The following is a 21069-nucleotide window of genomic DNA, read 5'->3' on the forward strand; positions in this document are numbered from 1 at the left end:
GGCGGGGGCGGCGGGGGCGGCGGCGGCGAAGCGAAGGAGTAACGCAGGCCGATCGTCACCGACTGGTCGCGGTATTCGCCGGAGAACACGCCGGGTTGCAGGGCGTTCGAACCGGTCGACGCGAAGTCGAGGTCCGAACCACCGAGCCAACGGTAGGTCAGGTCGACGTCGAGGTTGTCGGTCGCCTGCCAGGCCAGACCGGCGATCAGTTGATAGGCGAGCGCCGTATCGTCGTCATCGATGGTCAGGTTCTGGATGGCGGGGTTGGCGGCGGTGATCGCGCCGGTCACGGTCGAGAATTGACCAACCGTGTCAAGCTTGACGTGGTTGATACCAACGCCGGCCCCGACGAAGGGGTTGATCATCGCGCCGGGAGCGAAGTCATAGAGCACGTTGCCCATGACGGTCCACGACTCGATGGAGCCGGTCGGCGAGCCGCAGGTCGGCGCGGCAGCCGTGCGCAGAACGCCGGGGGTGCAGAGGCCGAGGATCGAATTGCCGGCGCCGCCGCGGATCGACTTGATGTCGCCGGGACGGTAGCCGCCTTCGAGTTCGACGCGCCAGTGGTCGTTCAGCTGATAGCCGAGACGAGCGAACCCAGCCCAATCTTCTTCCTGGTTGAAGGTCCAGGAATAGGGAGCCGCGTTGAGCGCGTTGTTCGACGAGGTGGCCTCGATGCCTTCGGGCCAGTGGTAGCCAAGATCGATGGCGCCGTACCAGCCTTCTTGCGCGGAAGCGCCGGACGCGGCGAATACCGCAGCCAGGGCGGCTCCCGCCAGGAGTTTGAATTTCATATCAGAGCCCTCTCATTGCCCTCTGCTGCGGCCTTATGACCCAGCACCTTTATAACAAGGCCGAAGCGCGGCGAAAGTGTCGCCGAAGCCACACCGACCGCCAATTTGCCCGACCCGCGAACTAGACACCAGGACGCTACACAATAAACCCCTAAGCGATCAACTTAGAGACGGAGGACAGAGCCCTCCATCGAACCACTCCGACGCTCCTGGCGGGCGGCGAAGTGTCGAATTCCGACGTTGAACTGTTACCGGCCGAGTCAAAACGGTCGCCACCGGCACCCGTCGGCGAAGGCCGAGTTCCACGATTATCTTGTAAAGCAGTCCGATAGTCGCATGGCTGCAGAGACGGCGAAACAGCGCGTGTTTCGGTCAATCCACAGGCTCCAAACGACATTCCTTGCCCCTATTCACCAGCGCGCCCCTATCGCACCGACCCCAGAACGTCGGTCCCCATGATTGGTTCCCGACTAATTTTCAGAGGCGCTTCGATGGTGAAGTTGGGGCGTCTGTGTCTCTTTCAAGTCATAGTGTGGCGCATATAGCTCGAGTTGCACAATTAGTTCGCGTAACCGTGGAATATGACGGCGCCAGGGACTTCCGCCCCCATGCCGGATCAGAGTTCGATGTTGCGGCGGTACCGCCGCGTGCGGCCGCCCAAGGCCTCGGGACGGTTGAGAGACCTGCGGAATTCGTCGCGGCGCTCGTGGATCGAGGCGATAATCAGGCCCATCGGAACACCGATCTCCACGAGCACAGCCTCCGAAAGCTGGAGGGACGCCTCGACCGTTTCGGGAACGGCGTCGGTGGCGCCCAGCTCATAGAGCCGCTGAGCGTGGCGCGCGTCACGCGCTCGGGCGACAATGGTCAGATCGGGACGCATCTGGCGCGCCGTTGCGACGATGGCCTCCGCGCCTTCGGGCGCATCCATGGTCACCACCAGGGACGGGGCCGTCTCCAGGCCGCAGCGCTTGAGGAATTCCGGCCGTGAAGCGTCGCCGAAGAAGATCGCCTCACCGGCGTGACGGGCCGCCTCCACCAAGCGTGGGTCGCGCTCGGCGGCGACCCAGGGAATGTCGTGGCGATTGAGCATCTCGCCGACCAGGCGCCCGACCCGACCATAGCCCACCACCAGGACCCTAGGCTCTTCACCTTCGCCCATGGAGGCCGGCTCCGGCGACAGTCCCTCGCCCTGGGCCTTGCGCCCGCCCAGCTTGAGACCGAGGGCCGCCAGCAGCGGAATGCACATCATCGACAGCGTCGAGGCCACCAGCACGGTCTGGCCGGTAGTCCGATCGACGAGCCCATCCCCCATGGCGGCCGCGAGGATGACGAAGGCGAACTCGCCGCCGCCCGCCAGCAGCAGGCCGGCCTCGATCGCCGGTGGCGACCTCAGGCCGAAAAGGCGGGCCAGTCCGTACACCACCGAGGCGTTCAGAACGATCAGACCGATGGCCATCCCCAGCACCAGCAGCGGCTTGGCCGCCAGGATGGAAAGGTCGAGCCCGATCCCCACCGAGACGAAGAACAGGCCCAGCAGCAGGCCCTTGAACGGCTCGATGGTGACCTCGACCTCATGACGGTACTCCGTCTCGGCCAGCAGCAGGCCGGCGATGAAGGCGCCCAACGCCATGGACAGGCCGGTGAGCGCGCTCACCAGCCCCGCCCCGATCACCACCAGCAGGCAGGCGGCCATGAACAGCTCTTCGCTCTTGGCGCGGGCCACGGACTTGAGCATCGGCCGCAGCAGCAACCGGCCAAACACCACCAGGCCCAGGATTCCCAGGAGCGCCGGGGCGAAGGCCAAGAGGATCTTCGGCGAGAAGGCCTGGTCGCCACCGCTGCGGCCGAGAATCGCCAGGGTGATCAGGATCGGGGCCACCACCAGGTCCTGAAACAGAAGGACAGAGAAGGTGGCGCGGCCGGCGGTGGAGTGCTGGCGCTTCTGCTCGGTCAGAATCGGCATCACCACGGCTGTGGAGGACAGCGCCAGGGCCGCGCCGATGGCGACGGCTGCCACGGGATCCACGCCAAAGGTGATGGCGACGCCGGCGATGGCGGCGAGGCAGAGCCCAACCTGCAGTGCGCCCATGCCGAACACGAACCGCCGCATCAGCCGCAGCCGTTCCCAGGATAGTTCCAGCCCGATCATGAACAGCAGGAAGACCACGCCGAACTCGGCGAGCTGGGCCACCTCCTGAGGATTGTCGATGGTGAAGTAACCCACCCAGGAAAAGGTGTCGCTGAGCGCGCCGAGGCCAAACGGGCCGAGTACAACGCCCGCGCCGAGGAAGCCGAGGATGGGGCTGATCCGCCAGCGGCGGAACAGAGGCACGATCACGCCGGCGGTGGCGAGAAAGAGAATGACGTCCTTGTATTCGCCGGGCGAGACGTGGCCTTCCATGCGTTCTCCTCGTGGATGCGGGCACTATGCCCGGTGGGAGGGGGCTTGCGAAACCCGCTTTCAGAGCCGTATGACCGCCGCCATGGAAATCAGGGCGCATCGGGGCAGGCCGCGGCGGCGTACGCCGCTCGCCGTCCTGTTTGCGGTCGCCGCCCTGCTGGTTCAGGCCCTGCTGCCGGCCGCGTCTCTGGCCGCCGAATCGATCTCCTCCGTCCGCGTTGAAGTCTGCACCCCAGAAGGCGCCACCACTGTGGTCCTCGACCGGGACGGCAAGGCGCAGAAGGGCTTTGCCGGCCTTCCCTGCCACGATTGCCTGGGCGCCACCCTGGCCGTGACGACGACGCCGGAGCTTTCAGTCGTTCCGATCGCCTATTCGCCCGAGCGCATCGTTCAGGCGCCGTCCGTGGAGGTCGTGCTTCGCGGCGCCCGGGCCCCGCCGCGCCCCTTCGGCCAAGGACCTCCAACTCAGTCTCTCTGACATCTGCATCCCGCGCCGGATCCGTCCGCGCGTCCTGACGTCTTTGATTCTGGAAGCTCACATGCTCGTTGCTTCACGCGCCCCGCTGTGCGGCCTGCTGCAAGCCGCCACCGCCCCCGCCGCGCCTTCCTTGGCTTTCGCGGACGAACAAGCCACCGTCGACAGCGCGGTCGTCATGGCGGCCCGCCGACCAGTTCGACGCGTTCGCCGTGCTCACCAAGCTGCCGCCCGAGCCCGGTGCCCCCTACTTCCCCGCCGTCCAGACCTGCGGCGCCGAGGAGTCCCAATGGGCGGGGATTCCCGATCCCGGCGAAACCAGCCTCTGCCACCCGGCGCCGGCGCTCCGGGTCCTGCCGGCCGAAACCCATCAACACTGATATAGAGTAGCCCCATGCGCACCCTGATCCTCGGCCTCACCGCCGCCCTCTCCGTCACCGCGGCCCAGGCCGCCACCTACCGTCTCGGCGGGCTGGAAGTTGACCAGCCCTGGAGCCGGCCCTCCGCCGCCGGCGCGAATGGCGCGGGCTATATGACCCTGACCAACCGAGGAGCCGCCTCAGACACCCTGGTCGCCGTCGAGAGTCCCGCCGCCAGGAAGGTGGAGATGCATCGCACCACCACGGACGGTGGGGTCATGAAGATGCAACGCCTGGACAGCGTCCTGCTGCCTCCCGGCAAGGCCATCACCTTCGCTCCGGCGGGCTATCACGTCATGCTGATCGGCCTGGCCAAGGCTCAGAAGGCCGGCGACGCCGTCCCCGCCACCCTGGTCTTCAAGAGCGGCGCCCGACTCAAGGTCGTGTTCGCCGTAGGCGCGGGGCCGACGGGCGGCGCCGCGGCCACAGGCGCCAAGGCCATGGAACATATGAACCACTAAAACGGCCGTTCGGTCGGCGTTGACAGCAGCGCCGACCGACCGTTTATGCGCCCCATATTTTAGGTATGGAGGATTGCCCGTGGAGGTTTGGAATTACGCCAACCTGTGGGAGTCGGTGGCCCAGGCCACCCCCGAACGCCCCGCTCTTATTCATGGTGACCGCGTCGTCAAATGGCGCGACTTCGACCGCCGCGCCAATGCGCTGGCCCAGCATTTCATCGACGCGGGACTGACCCACCAATCGAAGGTGGCGGCCTATCTCTATAACGCGCCCGAATACATCGAGACCTATTTCGCGGCCTTCAAGGGTGGCTTCGCCCCCTTCAACACCAACTACCGGTATGGCGGCGACGAGCTGACCTATCTGTTCGACAACGCCGACGCCGAGGCCGTGGTCTTCCACGCCTCCTTCGCCGAGATGGCCGACAAGGTGCGCGCCAACCTGCCGAAGGTGAAGACCTGGGTGGCGGTCGCCGAGCCCGGCCATCCGGTCCCCGCCTGGGCCGCCGACTACGACGCCATCGTGGCCAAGGGCGCCGACCGGGTCGAGGGACCCTGGGGCCGCTCGGCCGACGACCTGCTGCTGATGTACACCGGCGGCACCACCGGCATGCCCAAGGGCGTGATGTGGCGTCAGGAGGATCTGTTCAAGGGTCTGGGCGGCGGCGCCAACCTGCTTCTGGGCCTCCCGCCCATGGAGCGGGTGGCCGAGGCCGGCGAGCGCGCCAAGGCGGTGGAAGCCTCGGGCGAACAGCCGATCACCATTCCCGTCGCCCCGCTGATGCACGCCACGGGTCAGTTCATCGGCTTTGGCCAGCTGATCGCGGGCGGCGCCATCGCCACCCTGCCCTCGCGCAGGTTCAACCCCGCCGAGCTCTTCGACGAGGTCGAACGCCTGGGGGTTTCGGGCCTGATCATCGTGGGTCCGGCCTTCGCCGCGCCGATGCTGGAGACCCTCGACGCCAATCCCGGCAAGTGGACCATGGCCAGCCTGAAGCGGATCATCTCCTCGGGCGCCATGTGGGGCGCCGAGAACAAGCAGGGCCTGCTGAAGCATCTACCCAACATCATGCTGATGGACAGCCTGGGTTCTTCCGAAGCCCTGGGCCTGGCGTCGTCGGTGTCCGGCGGCGGGGCTGCGGCCGGTACGGCGAAGTTCACCACCGGCCCCAACGCCGCGGTCTTCACGGAGGAGGGCGAGCGCGTCCTGCCCGGTTCGGGCGTCCGCGGCCTGGTGGCGGTCGGCGGCTTCACCCCGAGCGGCTACTACAAGGACCCGGAAAAGTCGGCCAAGACCTTCCGCACCTTCGAAGGCAAGCGCTGGAGCGTGCCCGGCGACTGGGCGACCATCGAGGAGGACGGCTCCATCACCCTGCTGGGCCGCGGCTCCCAGGTGATCAACACCGGCGGCGAGAAGGTCTTCCCTGAGGAAGTCGAGGAAGCCCTCAAACGCTTCCCCGGCGTCCGTGACGCCGCCGTGGTGGGCGTGCCCGATCCACGCTTCGGCGAGCGCATCTGCGCCATCGTCGAAACCGTCGGCGGCGCAACGCCGTCCCTGGCCGAACTGGCCACCCACGTGAAGGGCCTGCTGGCCGACTACAAGGCCCCCCGCGAGCTGGTCCTGGCCCCGGTCAACCGGGCACCGAACGGCAAGCTGGACTACAAGACGTTGAAAGCCGTGGCGGTCGAGAAACTCGCCGCCAAGGTTTGAACGTAACTAAAATGTAACGAGCCACGGAGGGCGCGACCGGGTCATGGTCGCGCCCAATCCCTATCCGAGGCTTTGAAAACCCGATGAAGACCTACTGGCTCGCCGCCTGCGCGGCGTCCGCCCTGGCGCTTGGCGCCCTCCCCGCGCTGGCCGCCGACGACCTGGCCAAGGCGCCCCGCCTGGGCCCCTGGGGCTTCGACGCCGCCGGCCGCGACCTGACGGTGAAGCCGGGTGACGACTTTTTCCTCTACGCCAATGGCGTTTCGCAGCAGAAGCTGGTGATCCCCGCCGACCGCTCGCGCTATGGCGCCTTCGACGTGTTGAACGAACTCTCCGTCAATCGCATGCGTGCGGTGCTGGAGAAGGCGTCGGCCGACAAGGCCGCGGCCGGCGATGAGGCCCGCATCGGGGTCATGTATCGCAGCTTCATGGACGAGGCGGCGGTCAACGCCCTGGGCGCCAAACCGATGGCGGCGGACCTCGCGGAAATCCGCGCCTCCAGGAACCTGAGCGACGTGGCACGGGTGATGGGTGAGAGCCAGATGAAGTTCGGCGGCTCGGTGTTCGGCGCCTATCCCGGAGACGACGCCAAGGATCCCGACCACTATGTCATCACCCTGATCCAGGGGGGTCTCGGCCTGCCCGATCGCGACTACTACCTGGACGAAAAGTTCGCGGTGCAGAAGGCCGCCTACGAGGTCTATGTCACCAAGCTGCTGACCCTGTCAGGCTGGGCAGACCCCGCGGGCGCGGCCGAGGCCATCGTCGCCATGGAGACCGAGATCGCCAAGGCCTCCTGGACCCGGGCCGAACGCCGCGACGACGACAAGACCTACAACCTCTTCACCGTGAAGGACCTGGCCACCTTCGCGCCGGGCTTTGACTGGACCGCCTTCATGGCCGGCGCCGGCCTCGGCGCGGTAAGCAAGGTGGTGGTCGCCGAGAACACCGCCTTCCCGAAGATCGCCGCCATCTACGCCAAGACGCCGATCGAAACCCTGAAGGCGTGGCAGGCTTTTCACCTGGCCGACCAGGCCGCGCCCTACCTGTCCAAGGACTTTGACCAGGCCCAGTACGAGTTCCGCAGCAAGACCCTGTCGGGCCAGCCGGTCCAGGCCGAGCGCTGGAAGCGCGGCGTCGCCCTGGTGGACAACCAGATCGGCGAGGCCTTGGGCAAGCTTTACGTCGAGGCCTACTTCCCCGCCGACAGCAAGGCCAAGATGGACCTCCTGGTGGCCGACGTGAAGGCCGCCATGAAGGGCCGGATCGAGAAGCTCACCTGGATGAGCGCTCCCACCAAGGCCAAGGCGCTGGAGAAGCTCTCGAAGTTCAGCGTGATGATCGCCTATCCCGAGACCTGGCGAGACTATTCGGCGCTCAAGCTTGCGGATGGCGACCTGTACGGCAATGTCGAGCGCGCCAACGCCTTCGAGTGGCGTCGGACGGTGAACCGGCTGAACCAGAAGGTGGACAAGAAAGAGTGGGGCATGACGCCCCCCACCATCAACGCCTACTACTCCCCCACCAAGAATGGCATCGTCTTCCCGGCCGCCATCCTGCAACCGCCCTTCTTCGATCCCGACGGCGATCCGGCCATCAACTACGGCGCGATCGGCGGGGTGATCGGCCACGAAATCACCCACGGCTTCGATGATCAGGGTCGCAAGTCCGATGGCGACGGCCGGCTGACGGATTGGTGGACCGCGGAGGACGCCGCGAAGTTTGACGCCCAGGCCAAGATCTTCGGCGCCCAGTACGCCGCGGTCGAGGTCCTGCCGGGCGCCCACATCAATCCCGAACTGACCATGGGCGAGAATATCGCCGACCTGGGCGGGCTGCTGCTGGGCCTGGACGCCTATCACATCTCGCTGAAGGGCAAGCCCGCCCCGGTGATCGACGGCCTGACCGGCGACCAGCGGGTCTTCCTCGGCTGGGCCCAGGTCTGGCGGTCGAAGTCCCGCGACGACCGAACCCGCCAGCGGCTGGTCTCCGACCCCCACGCGCCGGAACAGTACAGGGTCAATATCCCGGTGCGGAACATCGACACCTTCTACGAGGCCTTCGGCGTCAAGCCCGGTGAGAAGATGTACGTGGCCCCGGAGAAGCGCGTCCGCATCTGGTGAAGACACGAGACCGTGGAGCCGGGGAAATCCGGCTCCCTTCTTTTTGACTCATACGTCAAAAATTGCGTCGGGCAAAAATTTGGCCCGTTGCGGGGGATAATCGCAACGGGCCTTATTTTGAGCCGGAGCTCTTATTGAGCGGGCGTTTCCTCCCCGAAACGCCGGAGACTGTCGAACTAGTGTCGCCATGTCTCTCGCAGGACTGAGAAAACGGCAATTTCTCGCCCGAGTCAATGCGCTGGAACCTCCCCTGTGGCGGAAATCTGATCAGATTTTCGCGATCAGGTGGATTCAACCGGAGCGCGGGGTTGTTTTTGACTCTTGCGTCAATTCTTCACTCGCCTAGCGAGCGCCTCAAACGGCGCACAACTTGTTTCGAAGACGAAATCAGGTCGTGACGCGGTGACTGGACCGCGCCCTTTCGCGGTTAACAGCAGGGAGATCGCTGCGATGCGGTCGACAGGCGCCAGCACACCGTTCGGACGGCGTGCCGCGCCAGCCGCCACCAGATCGCCGATCAGGTCCTCGTCGCCCTCGCTGTCGGGCCAGACCAGGGTTGCGCTGTCGTGGGCGGTGGCGCGCGCCTCGATCACCCGCAAGAGGCGCTCGGCGACCGCCAGCTGGCTGTCGGACCAGGTCGCCCGCAGCGACGCCGCGAGTTGGGCCTGGCTCCTGAGGATCACCCCATCGCCCAGGATCTTCAGGCCATTAGCCACCAGGGTCGCACCCGTGGTGGTGATGTCGACGATCAGCTCAGCGGCTCCCGCCGCCGGAGCCCCCTCCGTCGCCCCGCTGGATTCGGTGATCCGGTAGTCCGCCACGCCGTGGCGGGCGAAATAGGCCCGGGTCTGCACCAGATACTTGGTGGCCACCCGCATGCGCCGCCCTGTGCGAGCGAGCACGTCGTGAGCCACCTCCTCCAGGTCGGCCATGCTATCGACGTCAAGCCAGCTCTTGGGCACGGCCACCACCAGGTCGGCGCGGCCAAACCCGAGGGCCCGCAGTAGCAGGGCGCGGCTGTCGAGGTCGCCGCCGCGCTCGCGCAGCAGGTCCTCTCCGGTGACGCCCAGGTGGACCTCGCCACTATCCAGCGCCTCGGCGATGTCGCCGGCTGAGAGCAGGCGTACCTGGGCGCCGGCCAGGCCCTTGATCTCGGCCATGTAGCCCCGGGCGCCGCCGCTGACCGAGAGCTTCAGCCCGCAGTCGGCCAGCCACTCCTCGACCTGTTCCTTCAGGCGGCCCTTGGAGGGGACCGCGATGATCAGGGGGCCGCTCATGCCTCGCCTCCCTCGAAGGCTCGCCAGGGCCGGACCATGCAGCCCACCGCCCGCCCGCCGGCCGGGCCATTCAGACGCGCCGGCAATCCGTCATAACGCCCGCCGACGGCCACCGGGCGATCGGCCCCCAGCGCCGTGGAGCGAACCTCGAAGGTCAGGCCGTCATAATATTCGAAGGCGTGACCCAGGGTGGTGGCCATCAGCATGGCTCCCTCTGGAACCCCGGCCTTGGTCAGCAGGGCCAGGCGTTCCTCCCAGTCGGCCAGGGCGCCGCTCAGGAGCTCCCCCTTGGCGCCCGGAATGGCGCGGATCGCGGCCAGCGCCTTGGCCGGCGTGTCGGAGATGCTGAGGAAGCGACCCAGGCTTTGCGCCTGGTCAAGGCTCAGGGCGGGCGCCCGCGCGGCTTCGGCGCGTCGGATCAGCCGCTGGGCGATCTCGGCGGGGCCCCGGCCGCCGACAGGCTCGATGCCCGCCAGAGCCCAGACCTCTTCCAGCAGGACGGCGGCTTCGTCCGATGAGCGGCCGGCCAGCAGATCGGCGAGGCCGCTGCTCTCCACCGGCCTGGCCTCGACCCCGGCGCGGGACAGCTCGGCCTGCAGCAGGCGGGGCCGGGACGCCGCGCGCTTCAGGCGTGCCGCCAGCGACGGCGCCAGGTCCAGCCCGTCCACGAAGGCGGCGAACAGGCCGATATCCCCCAGCCACAGCATCAGGTCGTCCCGGCCGCCGGCCACAGACGCTTTCCAGGCCAGGGACGCGATCTCGGCGTCAGCCTCGAGAAGTGTGGTCCCGGCGGCGTCGAACCGCTCCAGGCCGATCTGCACGAATTCCTCGGCGCGGTCGGCATGGTCCGGCGAGGCTCGGAAGGCCTTGCCCTCATAATAGTAGCGGCCCGAGGCGGCGCCGCTCTCCAGGTGCTGGCGGGTGACCGGCACGGTGAAGTCGGGACGCAGGCAGGCCTCCTGCCCGCCCTCGGCCTGGACCACGAACAGGCGCGCGCGCATGGCCTCGCCCGCCAGTTCCAGCAGCAGGCCCAGGGGCTGGAGGATCGGCGCATCAACGCTGGAGGCGCCCGCGCTCAGCGGCGCCCGGAGCTTTGCCAGGACATCGGCGGGAACTCGCGGTTCAGCCCTCACTTTCCGGCGTCCAGGATACGGCGCAGGGCCGGAACCAGCTCGGCGCGCGGAATGGTCTGCTGGCCGGGCCGCTGCTCGCGCCACTCGGCGTTCTCGGTGACCCCGGCGGAGAGCTCGCGCCCCAGGTCCAGGTCCTTGATGGTCACCGTGCCCGCTGCGATCTCGTCGCCCCCCAGCATGATGGCGGCCGGCGACATCCGCCGGTCGGCGTACTTCATCTGCGGCCGCATGCCCGAGCTGCCCAGATAGACCTCGGCGGCGATGCCGGCGGCGCGCAGCTCGCCCACCACGCCGTAATAGGCGGCCATGTCGTCGGCGCTGAAGGCGATCACCACCACCGGGCCGCGCGCCTGCCCGCCGAGGTCCTGGCCCGCCGCGCGCAGGGCCGAGGCCAGGCGCGAAACGCCGAAGGAGAAGCCCGTGGCCGGGGTGCGTTCCCCGGTGAAGCGGGCCACCAGGTCATCATAGCGTCCACCGCCGCCCACCGAACCGAACCGCACCGGGGCGCCGTTCTCATCCTTGGTGGCGAGCAGGAGCTCGGCCTCGAAGACCGGGCCGGTATAGTATTCCAGGCCGCGCACGATGGACGGGTCGAACATCGCCCGGTCCGGCGCGACCCCCATGCCGATCAACGCCTTGTCGATCCGTGACAGCTCTTCCAGCCCCTCGTCTCCCTCCGGCGAGCCGCCGATCACGTTGGCGATGCGGTCGAGGGTCTCGGAGCGGCCGTCCATCCCTGCCGCCGTGAAGGCCAGCACGGCCTCGGCGGCGGCGGCGTTCAGGCCGGCCCCCTTGGTGAAGGCGCCGGACTCGTCCTTGCGGCCCTCCCCCAGCAACAGGCGCACGCCCTCCGGACCCAGGCGATCCAGCTTGTCGACGGCGCGCAGCACCGCCAGCTTCTGGCCCTCGGTCGTCACGCCAGCGGTGGCCAGCAGGCCATTCAGGAGCTTGCGGTTGTTGATCTTGATGACATAGGCGCCGGCCGGCAGCCCCGCCGCCGACAGGCCGTCAGCGGCCATGGCGATGATCTCGGCGTCGGCCTCGGGCCGGCTTGAGCCCACGGTGTCTGCGTCGCACTGGGTGAATTCGCGGAAGCGGCCGGGACCCGGCTTCTCGTTGCGCCAGACCGTGCCGAAGGCGTAGCGGCGGAAGGGCTTGGGCAGGGTCTCCCAGTTCTGCGCCACGAACCGGGCCAGCGGCGCGGTCAGGTCGTAGCGCAGGGCCATCCACTGTTCGTCGTCGTCCTGCAGGGCGAAAACCCCCTCATTGGGACGGTCGGCGTCGGGCAGGAACTTGCCCAGAGCGTCGGCATATTCCAGGGCCCCGGTGTCGAAGGCCTCGAAGCCGTAGCGCTCATAGACCTCGGAGACCTTCGTCAGGATCTGGCGTTCGGCGGTGAGATCGCGCGCGCGGCGGTCGTTGAAGCCGCGCGGCGCGCGGGCTTCCGGACGTGTCGGGTCATTCGTCATGGCGCGCGCTTAAGCGATGGCGGCGCGCGCGGCAAGGCGCGGGCGTCGGCGTGGCGGATTGGGGGCGGAGAATTCCATCGTCTGTATCCCTGAAGTGGTGGGGTGCGACGGATGGGACTAGCGATCTGACTGAGCCCCATCCGCGTCTGCGGGGGGCTCTGCGCCGGGGAATTAGGCCAAACGTCCCCGGCCGAGCCCGCCGTGGCGGGTCGAATGGTGGTGGCCGTGATGGTGCGCGGTCTTCGTCATGCGGGCGGGGTTCTAGCGCGCGGGCCTTGCGATGGCGAGTCCCATCGCCCCTGATCTGCGGGGACCGGGCTGGGGCAACTTGCGTCCTGGCCGACAGGGCGGCCACGCCCACATCCTCAACGGGGCCCAGATAGCCGCGCGCATGCGCGGCTATCCGATGACACCGGTCCCACCGGTGGCCGCGATCACCTGCCCCTGGATGAATTCCGCTTCGGGCCCGAGCAGGAACTCCACCAGGGCGGCATAGTCGGAGTCCCGGCTCTCGCGGCCCGAGGGATTGGTGCGGGCGGCGCGGTCCACCGCGGCCTGGGCGGCGTCCTGGCTGCCCAGCATGGCCGCCACCGAGGTGGTGTGCACCAGGCCCGGCGCCACGCCGTTGATCCTGATCCCGCGCGGCGCGAGCTCGGCCACCAGGTAGCGGACGATGGCCTCGGCCAGGGCCTTGCCGACGCCCAGCGCCCCGTAGTTGGGACTGGGAATACGCGACCCCATGCTGGTGATGAACACCACGCTCGATCCCCGGTCCAGCAGGCCCTGGGCGGCATGGACGAGGTACAGCAGCGACAGGCCGTTGGTCTCCACCGCCTGGCGGAACTTCGCCAGGTCCGCACCCAGCAGGGTGGTGGGATAGATCATCGCCGCCGCGTGGACGATATGGCTCAGACCATGCCCCTGGCGCTCGATCTCCGCCATCAGGGCCGCCGCGCCTTCCGGACTGCCGACCTCGCTCCGCACAGTGTCAACCGATGCGCCGAGCGCGGTGATCTCGGCGTGAGCCGCCTGCGCCGCCGCCTCGTCACTGTGATAGGCCAGGACCACCCGGCCGTGGATCGGCGCCAGGCGACGGGCGATGGCGAGGCCAATGCCCTTGGTTCCCCCGGTGATGAGGACGGTCATGAGGGTTTCGCCATCCCGCTAAGGTCGGGAGTCTTGTAGTCCATGCCCGCCAGGGCGGGGCTGGCGGCGGCGACATCGAAGGCGCTCATGATCCCTGCGAAGCGCGCCTCCACGAAGGGTCGCATGTCGGGGTGGGTGAAGATGTAGCGCTCGCCCGCCTGGACCGCCTCCAGCACCCGGCGGCCGACCCGCTCGGGATCGATGCCGTTGTCCACCATGGAGTCGGCGACCACCGGGCTGTCCACCGGTCCCCCGAACTGAGCCTGGCGGGTGCGGCCCGACTGGTTGATCTTGGTCTTCACGAAGCCGGGGCAGAGCGCCGAGACATTGATCCCCTCCGGCGCCAGCTGGCCGGCCCAGCCCTCCGACATGGCCACCACCGCGAACTTGGTGGCGCTATAGGGCTCCATGCCCGGCGGCGAGATCATGCCGGCCATTGAGGCGGTGTTGACGAAGGCGCCGCCCTCGCCATGCGCGCGGATCAGCGGCAGGAAGGTCTCCATGCCATAGACCACCCCCATCAGGTTCACCGCCAGAATCCACTCCCAGTCGGCGTGACGCACCTGATCGATCGGGCCGCCAGCCCCGACGCCGGCGTTGTTGCAGACCAGGTGGACCTTGCCGAAGGTCTCGATGGTCTTGGCGGCGGCGGCCTCCACCGCGTTGCGGACGGCGACGTCGCACAGCACGCCGCTGGCCCGGATCTGGCGATCCTCCAGGTCCTGCACGGCGGCGGCCAGGGGCGCCTCCTCGATGTCGGCCAGCATGACGTTCATGCCCGCCTCGCCGAAGGCATGCGCCATGGCCAGGCCCAGGCCGCTGGCCCCGCCGGTGATGAAGGCGGTCTTGCCGGTCAGGTCGCGCATGGGAGGTCCTTGCCTATTTCAGCCGCGCCACGAGGGCGGCGGTGGAGGGATCATGAATTCCGGGGGCGCCGCCCTGCAGTTCGGCGAGGATCTTGGTGGCCAGGCTCTTGCCCAGCTCAACCCCCCACTGGTCGAAGCTGTTGATCCCCCAGAGCACGCCTTCCACGAAGACCTTGTGCTCATGCAGGGCGATCAGGGCGCCCAACGTTTCGGGAGTCAGCGCCTCCATCAGAATGAAGCTTGAGGGCCGGTCGCCGGGGAAGGTGCGCTGGGGAGCCAGGACATCGATCTCGGCGGCAGGCAGGCCCTTGGCGGTCAACTCCTCGCGCACCTCAGCCTCGCTGCGGCCGGTCATCAGGGCCTGGGCCTGGGCGATCACATTGGCCAGCAGGATGGTATGGTTGGCGGGCTCTCCCTCGCCCGCCCGGGCCACGGCCACGAAATCAACCGGGATCACGTCGGTCCCCTGGTGCAGCATCTGGAAGAAGGCGTGCTGGCCGTTGGTGCCCGCGTCGCCGAACACCGAGGCCGCCGTGGCGTGCGCCACCGGCTGGCCCTGCTGGTCCACCCGCTTGCCGTTGGACTCCATCTCCAGCTGCTGCAGGAAGCTGGGGAACAGCCGCAGCCGGGCGGCATAGGGAATCACCGCCCGCAGGGGTCGGTCCAGGCCATCGCGGTTGAAGATGTGCGCGAGCGCCAGCAGAACCGGCGCGTTCTGCAGCAGCGGCGTGCGGCGGAAATGCTCATCCATCGTGGCCCCGCCGTCCAGGAGGCGCTGGAAGACATCGTAGCCGAGGGCGATGGCGCAGGAGAGACCCACCGCCGACCAGATCGAATAGCGGCCCCCCACCCAGTCCCAGAAGCCGAACACCTGGTCGGCCGGAACCCCGAACGCCTGGGCCAAGGTCGGCGCGGCGGACACCGCGACCAGGTGGGCGTCGGACTCAGACCCCAGGGCCGCCCGCAGCCAGGCGCGGACCACCTCGGCGTTGGCCAGGGTCTCCTGGGTGGTGAAGGTCTTGGAGACGACGACCACCAGGGTCTGGGCGGGATCCAGGCCCGCCAGGGCCAGGGCTGTCTCCGAGGGATCCACATTGGCCGCGAAGCGCAGCTTGATCCCGGGGTTCAACGGCCGCAGGGCTTCCCACACCAGCCGGGGGCCAAGATCGGACCCGCCGATGCCGATGTGGACGATGGCCGTGAAGGGCTTGCCGGTCGCGCCGGTCTTGGCGCCCGAGCGTACGGCCTCGCTGAAGGCGCGCATCGCATTGCGGGTGGCCTCCACATCGCGCGATACCGGCACGCCGTCGGCCTCGAAGTCCGCGCCGTCGGGTGCACGCAAAGCCATGTGCAGAGCCGCGCGGTGCTCCGAGCTGTTGACCGGCTTTCCGGCCCAGAGGCGGTTGCGGGCCGCCTCCACGTCGCAGACCTTCGCCAGGGTCAGGGCGGTGTCGAAATCGCCCAGCGACCACGGCTGCTTGGAAAGGTCGATCCGCAGGCCGGCTGCCTCCACCACCAGCTTGTCCAGTCGATCCGGCTCGATGGCGAACAGGCCGGAGATGGGGTCACGGGCGGCGACGGCGGCGTTCTTCAGGTTCTTCCAGGCGGACTGCGGCGTGGTCATCAAGGCTTACCTTCGGGCGCGCGGTAGGACCGCGTTTACCATGTTCGGGCTATCTGAAGCCCCTTCGCGTCTGTCTTAGTTCGCGCAACGAGGATCGTCATGTCCTGCGACGCCGCCGCTTCCCTGGCCTTCCTCTGGCTGGCCTCCACCAGCCCTGTGTCGTCCGGCCCCGGGCTGGCCGCGCGCCCTGCGGCGGTGGCCCAGGAGGCGCTGTTCGCCGACATCGTCAGACGGGCGGGCGACCTCAAGATCCAGGTCGACGGAGTCCGCGCCGGCAAGGCCCTGCCTTCGGACTTCAAGACCCGGGTTGATGAACTGGCCGCCCTGGACATGCAGGGTCACCTGCTGCTGGCGCAGCGCGGCACGGACGGCGACCTGAAGTGCATCCTGCGCGGCATTTCCCAGGACCTGCCGCTGAAGCTCGAGGCCATGACGGCCGCCGCCACGCCCAAGGACCGGGACCTGGCCCTGCGCGACATGGCCTATCTGCTGAACGACAATGTCGAGGTCATCACCGCCCCCCCGACCGCGCCGGTCTAGGAAGACCGGGCCTTGTCCAGGGCCTTGGCCACCATGGCCGGGGTCAGGAACTGCGGTAGGATGACCGGATCGGGTCTCTTCACGCCATAGACCAGGTAGAGCGGCACCCCGGCCCGGCCGTGGCGCGCCAGCTCGGCGGCGATGACCGCGTCCTTCCGCGTCCAGTCAGCCTTCAGATAGACTGCCCCTGTGCGGGTGAAGGCCTCGGCGGCCTCCGCCGTGGCGAAGGCGACCTTCTCGTTGACCTGGCAGGTGACGCACCAGGCGGCGGTGAAGTTGACGAACACCGGCTTGCCTGCCGCGCGGGCCTCGGCGACCGCCTCGGGACTGTAGACCGCCTCCGGGATGGAGCCCGGCGCGGCCTCGGCTGAGGCGGAGGTGGCGACGCCATAGGCCGGGACCAGCACAAGGACGAAGGCGCCGATCGCCAGGACCGCGCCCACGGTCGCCAGGGCCAGGGGCTTTCCACCCGTCGCCTGCCGCCGCTGAGCGAGCCCCAGGACCCAGGCCGCCAGCGCCAGGACCACGGCGGCGGCCAGGACCCGCGCCAGGCCCATCTCACCAGCCTGGACGGTCAGGACCCAGACCAGCCAGGCTGCGGTCCCGTACATCGGGAAGGCCATCAGCTTCTTGAAGGTCTCCATCCAGGGACCGGGCTTCGGGAGCCTAGCCAGCAGGCCAGGCGCGAAGGCCGCCAGGGTGAAGGGCGCCGCGAAGCCGAGGCCCAGGCCCAGGAACACCGCCAGGGCGACCGGCGCGCTCTGGGTCAGGGCCCAACCGAGGGCCGGGCCCATGAAGGGCGCCGTGCAGGGCGCCGCGACCACAACGGCGAGCGCCCCGGTGAAGAAGGCGCCGGCCAGGCCCTGCCTGGAGGCCAGGCCCGTACCGACCCCCTGCAGCGAGGTTCCCACCTCGAACAGGCCCGACAGGTTCAGCGCCACGGCCAGCATCAGCAGGGCCAGGCCCGCGACGACCACGGGCGATTGCAGCTGGAAGCCCCAACCCACGGCCGAGCCCCCGGCGCGGATGGCGATCAGCACGCCGGCCAGCGCCAGGAAGGTGGCCAGCACGCCCGCCAGAAAGGCCAGGCCCTGGGCGCGGGCGGCCGACCGCTCATGGGCGTGACCGGCCAGGGAGGTCGCCTTCATGGCCAGGATCGGGAAGACGCAGGGCATGAGGTTGAGAACCAGACCGCCCAGCAGGGCGTAGACGAAGGCCAGGGCCAGGCCGAGCCCCTCGCCGGCGATCGGCGCTGGCTTGGCGGGCGGCGGGCCCAGGCCGGAGGTTCCGGCCGGCGGCGGACCTTCAGCGGCGGAGAGTTCATAGGCCTTGCCGCCCAGGCTCAGGACCCCATCCAGGGCGGCCGGCGGGGCCCCCTGGGTGAAGTCGTAGCCGGGGCTCAGGGTCAGGGTCAGGCCCTCAGGGCCCCGCTCGAGGGCCTGGGGCTTGGCGTGGTCGATGACCGTGGACTTGAAGGGGTAGAAATAGGCGTCGTCGGCGCCCTTGAGCGCCGCCCCGGCGACGGCCAGCTTGAGCGCGCCCTCGTCCTTGACAAAGGTCGCCGTCAGGCCGGCCGGCTTGGGCGCGGCCTCCAGGGCCTTGGTGATGGGGCCGGCCCACAGGGCGTCCGGCTGCGGGGCGGAGGCCACGACGGGCAGTTCCAGGGTGAGGAGCGCGTCCTCCGGAATGCAGATGTCGGCGCAGACCAGGAAGGCGACGGCGGCTTTCAGGGTGACGGTGTCGCCGGGCCTGGCGGATTTCGGCGCCGTCACGGCGACGGGCAGCAGCACCTCGCCCTGATAGCCGTAGTTCATCAGCGGGCCGGTGGGCTGGCGAGAAGGCGTCGCCCACACGAACTCGCCCGTGGTCCAGCCGGCCGGCAGGGTCCAGCTGATCCGGGTCGCGTCGCCGGAATCGCCGGAGTTGCGCCAGTAGGTGTGCCAGCCCTTCTGGATCTTCTGGCGCAGGGCGACATGGACGGTTCCGCCGGGCGTGACCCCCTGGTCGCGCGCCACCAGCTCGGCCTCGATATGACCGGTCTGCACCGGCGCGGCCATGGCCGGGAAGGCGAGGGCGGCCGCCAGGGTCAGGGCGGCCAGGGCTCTCGCCACAAAACGCGTCATGCCGTTACCCCACTCCCCATGCCCAGGCCGCTATATGGGCCGCCAATGCCGATCCGCAAAGCGCTCGACTTGTCACGGGCGCGCTCCATCATCGACGAATCAGTTCGGTTCAAGTTCCAGGAGAGTTACGTGCCCGCCCCCTTTGACGAGATCGAGATCGGTCAGGTGGTCTATCTCGGCGAGGTGCGGGTCGACGCCCGCGCGCTGGAGGCCTTCATCGCCGCCTTCGCCCCGGGCTGGCCCGCCGAGCGCGGCGCGCCCGACGCCATGGTCTTCGCCATCTGGACACGGCTGGACTCGGCCTCGGTGGTCAACTGGCCGCAGACCAAGCGCCTGGGGGTCGACGCCCTGCGCTGGGCGCGCAATCCCCCCGCCGGCGAGACCCTGCGCGGCCGCATGACGGTGATGGGCAAGGACCCGGTCGGCGACGGCAAGGGCATCATCATCGCCCAGCACGACCTGCTGGATGAAGCCGGCCGCCTGGTGTTTTCCTGCCTGACCCGCAGCGTCTTCGCCCGCTGAAACAAGAACGGCGGGCCCCTGGGGACCCGCCGTCTTTGATATCCGGACTGACCTTCAGGGTCAGGCGTTGGCGGCCTGCGGCTGCTGCGAGGCGCGGAACATCGCCAGGGCGATGAGCCGGTCCCAGCCCACCAGCGACACCAGGTGGGCGTAGATCTGGCCCAGCGCGCCGTTGTCGCGCAGCTCCGCCAGCTTTTCCGGCGACAGCTTGGCCAGCTTCTCTTCCGAGACGCCAAAGTACTCGGCGATCTTCTGGGGTTCGCCCGGCGTGCCGTCGGCGTTGACCGGGGTGTGCATCGCGGTCTTCAGCTCGAAGAGGTCGTTGTCCTTCAGGATCCCAAGGAAGAACTGCGTCCGCTGGCGCTCGACCTCGTAGTCGTTGCAGAAGCTGATGCAGTTCTGGGTGTACTCGGTGGGCTCACCCTTCTCGTCGAAGAAGGCCATCTCGCCGCCCTCAACGATGAACTCGGCGGCGCGGTCGATGCACAGGACCATCTGCTGGGCCTTGTCGTCATTGGCGAAGACGAAGGGATAGCGGCGGATATAGGCCGGGATGTAGACGCCGGATTCGAAGATGCCGTTGTCCTGGATGAACATGTTGTCGCCGGCGTTCAGACCCATGACGGCCAGCGGCATCTTGTCGTCGCCGACGAAGATGATCGGGCCGGAGACCGCCGCGAGCGGGAATTCGGTGACGGTGAGCGGCACCGCGTGGCCGGCCTTGGCGAAGCCGAAGGGCCCGTCCATGCGCTTGACGCCGAGGGTCTTGTGATGGTCGGAGGTCAGGGGTTCCGGCTTGGAATAGAAGAGAACGTTGCCGGTGATCTGGCCGCCCGTGCCGGGCTGAGTGTCGGTCGCCATGAAATGCCTTCGATAATCCTGGGCGCGAAAGAAAGGTGCGAGCGGGGTTTAGAGCGCCCGTCTTCGCAGGGTCCGCGCTTCTACCCGATCAAAGGGGGAGCGGCAAATGCGCTCGCTCGCCGCTTGCTTCGCCGTGGCCGAACCGCTTCAATCTGCGGATAGCAAACGGACCGCATAGCGGAGGAAATATTTTCAATGGCGATCTTTTATCCCGACATTCTTGAACAGAAGACGGCGGCGCGCGAATTCACCTATCGCGACAAGGACGTGATGCTCTACGCGCTGGGCGTCGGCATGGGGCAGGACCCCATGAACGAGGACGAGCTGGCCTACGTCTACGAGCGCAACCTGAAGGTCATCCCGACGGCCGCCACCGTGCTGGCCTCGAACATGCGCTCGGCCGGCGGCCCCGCGCCGGTGATGCCCGAGGGTCATCGCCAGAGCCAGATCAACTTCCTGATGGTCGTCCACGGCGAGCAGAAGGTCGAGCTGCACAAGCCCCTGCCCACCACCGGCACCTTCACCGCCGAGGGCCGGACGGTCGGCGCCTATGACAAGGGCGAGGGCAAGGGCGCGGTCATCATCAACGAGACCGTCTGGAAGGACGACAAGGGCGAGAAGGTGGCGACGCTCACCGGCTCGACCTTCGCCCGCGGCGACGGCGGCTTCGGCGGCCCCTCGGAAGGCGCCCCGGAACCCCACGTGGTCCCGACCCGCAAGGCGGACCTGTCGGTGGACTTCACCACCCGTGAGGACCAGGCCCTGCTGTACCGCCTGAACGGCGACCGCAACCCCCTGCACTCCGACCCGGAATCGGCCCGCCGCTCGGGCTTCCAGCGTCCGATCCTGCACGGGCTGTGCACCTACGGCATCACCTGCCGCGCGGTGCTGCAGGCCATCACCGGCTTTGATCCCGACCAGATCCTCAGCCACCAGGCCCGGTTCTCGGCGCCGGTCATCCCGGGCGACACCATCACGGTGGACCTCTGGAAGGACGGCGCGAACATCTCCTTCGAGGCCCGCGTCAAGGAACGCGGCGCCACGGTGATCAAGAACGGCCTGACCGTCCTGCGCGCCTAAGACCCGTCTGCGGAGCGGTTCCCGAAGCCTGGGAACCGCTC

18 protein-coding genes are annotated in these 21069 nt (G+C 68.4%); 8 read left to right on the plus strand and 10 right to left on the minus strand.

Annotation, left to right across the window (positions count from 1 at the left end):
• Window positions 1–794 (minus strand): outer membrane protein (locus tag Q8N10_RS09460; protein ID WP_305663909.1); only part of this gene is annotated, 794 nt, incomplete at its 3' end.
• A 616-nt stretch (window positions 795–1410) separates the two neighbouring features.
• On the minus strand, window positions 1411–3198 hold the full coding sequence (locus Q8N10_RS09465) for a cation:proton antiporter (RefSeq protein ID WP_304783886.1): 1788 nt from the start codon (window positions 3196–3198) through the stop codon (window positions 1411–1413).
• 82 nt (window positions 3199–3280) lie between these two features.
• Between Q8N10_RS09465 and Q8N10_RS09470 the strand changes: the two genes are divergently transcribed.
• The 5 genes from Q8N10_RS09470 (at window position 3281) to Q8N10_RS09490 (ending at window position 8387) form a co-directional block, all read left to right on the plus strand.
• The gene (locus Q8N10_RS09470) at window positions 3281–3676 is read left to right on the plus strand and encodes a DUF2946 domain-containing protein (protein ID WP_304783883.1); all 396 of its coding nucleotides are present in this window, start codon (window positions 3281–3283) and stop codon (window positions 3674–3676) included.
• Window positions 3677–3744: 68 nt separating this feature from the next.
• Complete coding sequence (locus Q8N10_RS09475; RefSeq protein WP_304783881.1) at window positions 3745–4053, plus strand: DUF1775 domain-containing protein; 309 nt, start codon at window positions 3745–3747, stop codon at window positions 4051–4053.
• Between the two features lie 14 nt (window positions 4054–4067).
• A complete protein-coding gene (locus Q8N10_RS09480; protein ID WP_304783878.1) occupies window positions 4068–4553 on the plus strand; it encodes a copper chaperone PCu(A)C in 486 nt (161 codons plus the stop codon).
• A gap of 79 nt (window positions 4554–4632) precedes the next feature.
• Window positions 4633–6264 (plus strand): AMP-binding protein, encoded by a 1632-nt coding sequence (locus Q8N10_RS09485; RefSeq protein ID WP_304783875.1) that lies wholly within the window; start codon window positions 4633–4635, stop codon window positions 6262–6264.
• An 83-nt stretch (window positions 6265–6347) separates the two neighbouring features.
• Window positions 6348–8387: a M13 family metallopeptidase gene (locus Q8N10_RS09490; protein WP_304783872.1), complete on the plus strand. Its 2040-nt coding sequence runs from the start codon at window positions 6348–6350 to the stop codon at window positions 8385–8387.
• 326 nt (window positions 8388–8713) lie between these two features.
• Here the strand turns inward: Q8N10_RS09490 and hisG are convergent, their stop codons facing one another.
• From hisG to pgi, 6 genes are all read right to left on the minus strand, one after another.
• Window positions 8714–9664, minus strand: coding sequence for an ATP phosphoribosyltransferase (gene hisG, locus Q8N10_RS09495; RefSeq protein ID WP_304783869.1), 951 nt, complete (start codon window positions 9662–9664; stop codon window positions 8714–8716).
• Window positions 9661–10797: an ATP phosphoribosyltransferase regulatory subunit gene (locus tag Q8N10_RS09500; RefSeq protein WP_304783865.1), complete on the minus strand. Its 1137-nt coding sequence runs from the start codon at window positions 10795–10797 to the stop codon at window positions 9661–9663. Before Q8N10_RS09500 ends, hisG begins: the two co-directional genes overlap by 4 nt.
• Entirely contained in the window at window positions 10794–12266 is a 1473-nt protein-coding gene (gene hisS, locus Q8N10_RS09505; RefSeq protein WP_304783862.1) for a histidine--tRNA ligase, read from the minus strand. Before hisS ends, Q8N10_RS09500 begins: the two co-directional genes overlap by 4 nt.
• 399 nt (window positions 12267–12665) lie before the next feature.
• Window positions 12666–13412, minus strand: a complete 747-nt coding sequence (locus Q8N10_RS09510; RefSeq protein ID WP_304783859.1) for an SDR family oxidoreductase — start codon at window positions 13410–13412, stop codon at window positions 12666–12668.
• Window positions 13409–14278, minus strand: coding sequence for an SDR family NAD(P)-dependent oxidoreductase (locus Q8N10_RS09515; RefSeq protein WP_304783856.1), 870 nt, complete (start codon window positions 14276–14278; stop codon window positions 13409–13411). The genes Q8N10_RS09510 and Q8N10_RS09515 overlap by 4 nt, the downstream gene beginning before the upstream one ends.
• Before the next feature lie 13 nt (window positions 14279–14291).
• A complete protein-coding gene (gene pgi / locus Q8N10_RS09520) occupies window positions 14292–15902 on the minus strand; it encodes a glucose-6-phosphate isomerase (protein WP_304783853.1) in 1611 nt (536 codons plus the stop codon).
• A 99-nt stretch (window positions 15903–16001) separates the two neighbouring features.
• Between pgi and Q8N10_RS09525 the strand changes: the two genes are divergently transcribed.
• A complete protein-coding gene (locus tag Q8N10_RS09525; RefSeq protein ID WP_304783850.1) occupies window positions 16002–16442 on the plus strand; it encodes a hypothetical protein in 441 nt (146 codons plus the stop codon).
• On the opposite strand, the gene Q8N10_RS09530 is transcribed toward Q8N10_RS09525, so the two are convergent.
• Window positions 16439–18565: a protein-disulfide reductase DsbD gene (locus tag Q8N10_RS09530; protein ID WP_304783847.1), complete on the minus strand. Its 2127-nt coding sequence runs from the start codon at window positions 18563–18565 to the stop codon at window positions 16439–16441. The genes Q8N10_RS09525 and Q8N10_RS09530 overlap by 4 nt on opposite strands.
• A gap of 129 nt (window positions 18566–18694) precedes the next feature.
• On the opposite strand from Q8N10_RS09530, the gene Q8N10_RS09535 reads away from it, so the two are divergent.
• A complete protein-coding gene (locus Q8N10_RS09535) occupies window positions 18695–19087 on the plus strand; it encodes an acyl dehydratase (protein WP_293496330.1) in 393 nt (130 codons plus the stop codon).
• Between the two features lie 60 nt (window positions 19088–19147).
• On the opposite strand, the gene Q8N10_RS09540 is transcribed toward Q8N10_RS09535, so the two are convergent.
• Window positions 19148–19948, minus strand: coding sequence for a SapC family protein (locus Q8N10_RS09540; protein WP_304783844.1), 801 nt, complete (start codon window positions 19946–19948; stop codon window positions 19148–19150).
• Window positions 19949–20143: 195 nt separating this feature from the next.
• Between Q8N10_RS09540 and Q8N10_RS09545 the strand changes: the two genes are divergently transcribed.
• Window positions 20144–21028: a MaoC/PaaZ C-terminal domain-containing protein gene (locus tag Q8N10_RS09545; protein ID WP_304783841.1), complete on the plus strand. Its 885-nt coding sequence runs from the start codon at window positions 20144–20146 to the stop codon at window positions 21026–21028.
• Window positions 21029–21069: the final 41 nt, after the last annotated feature.

It is taken from the genome of Phenylobacterium sp., from assembly GCF_030693625.1.
GTDB classification, from domain to species: Bacteria; Pseudomonadota; Alphaproteobacteria; order Caulobacterales; family Caulobacteraceae; genus Phenylobacterium; species Phenylobacterium ferrooxidans.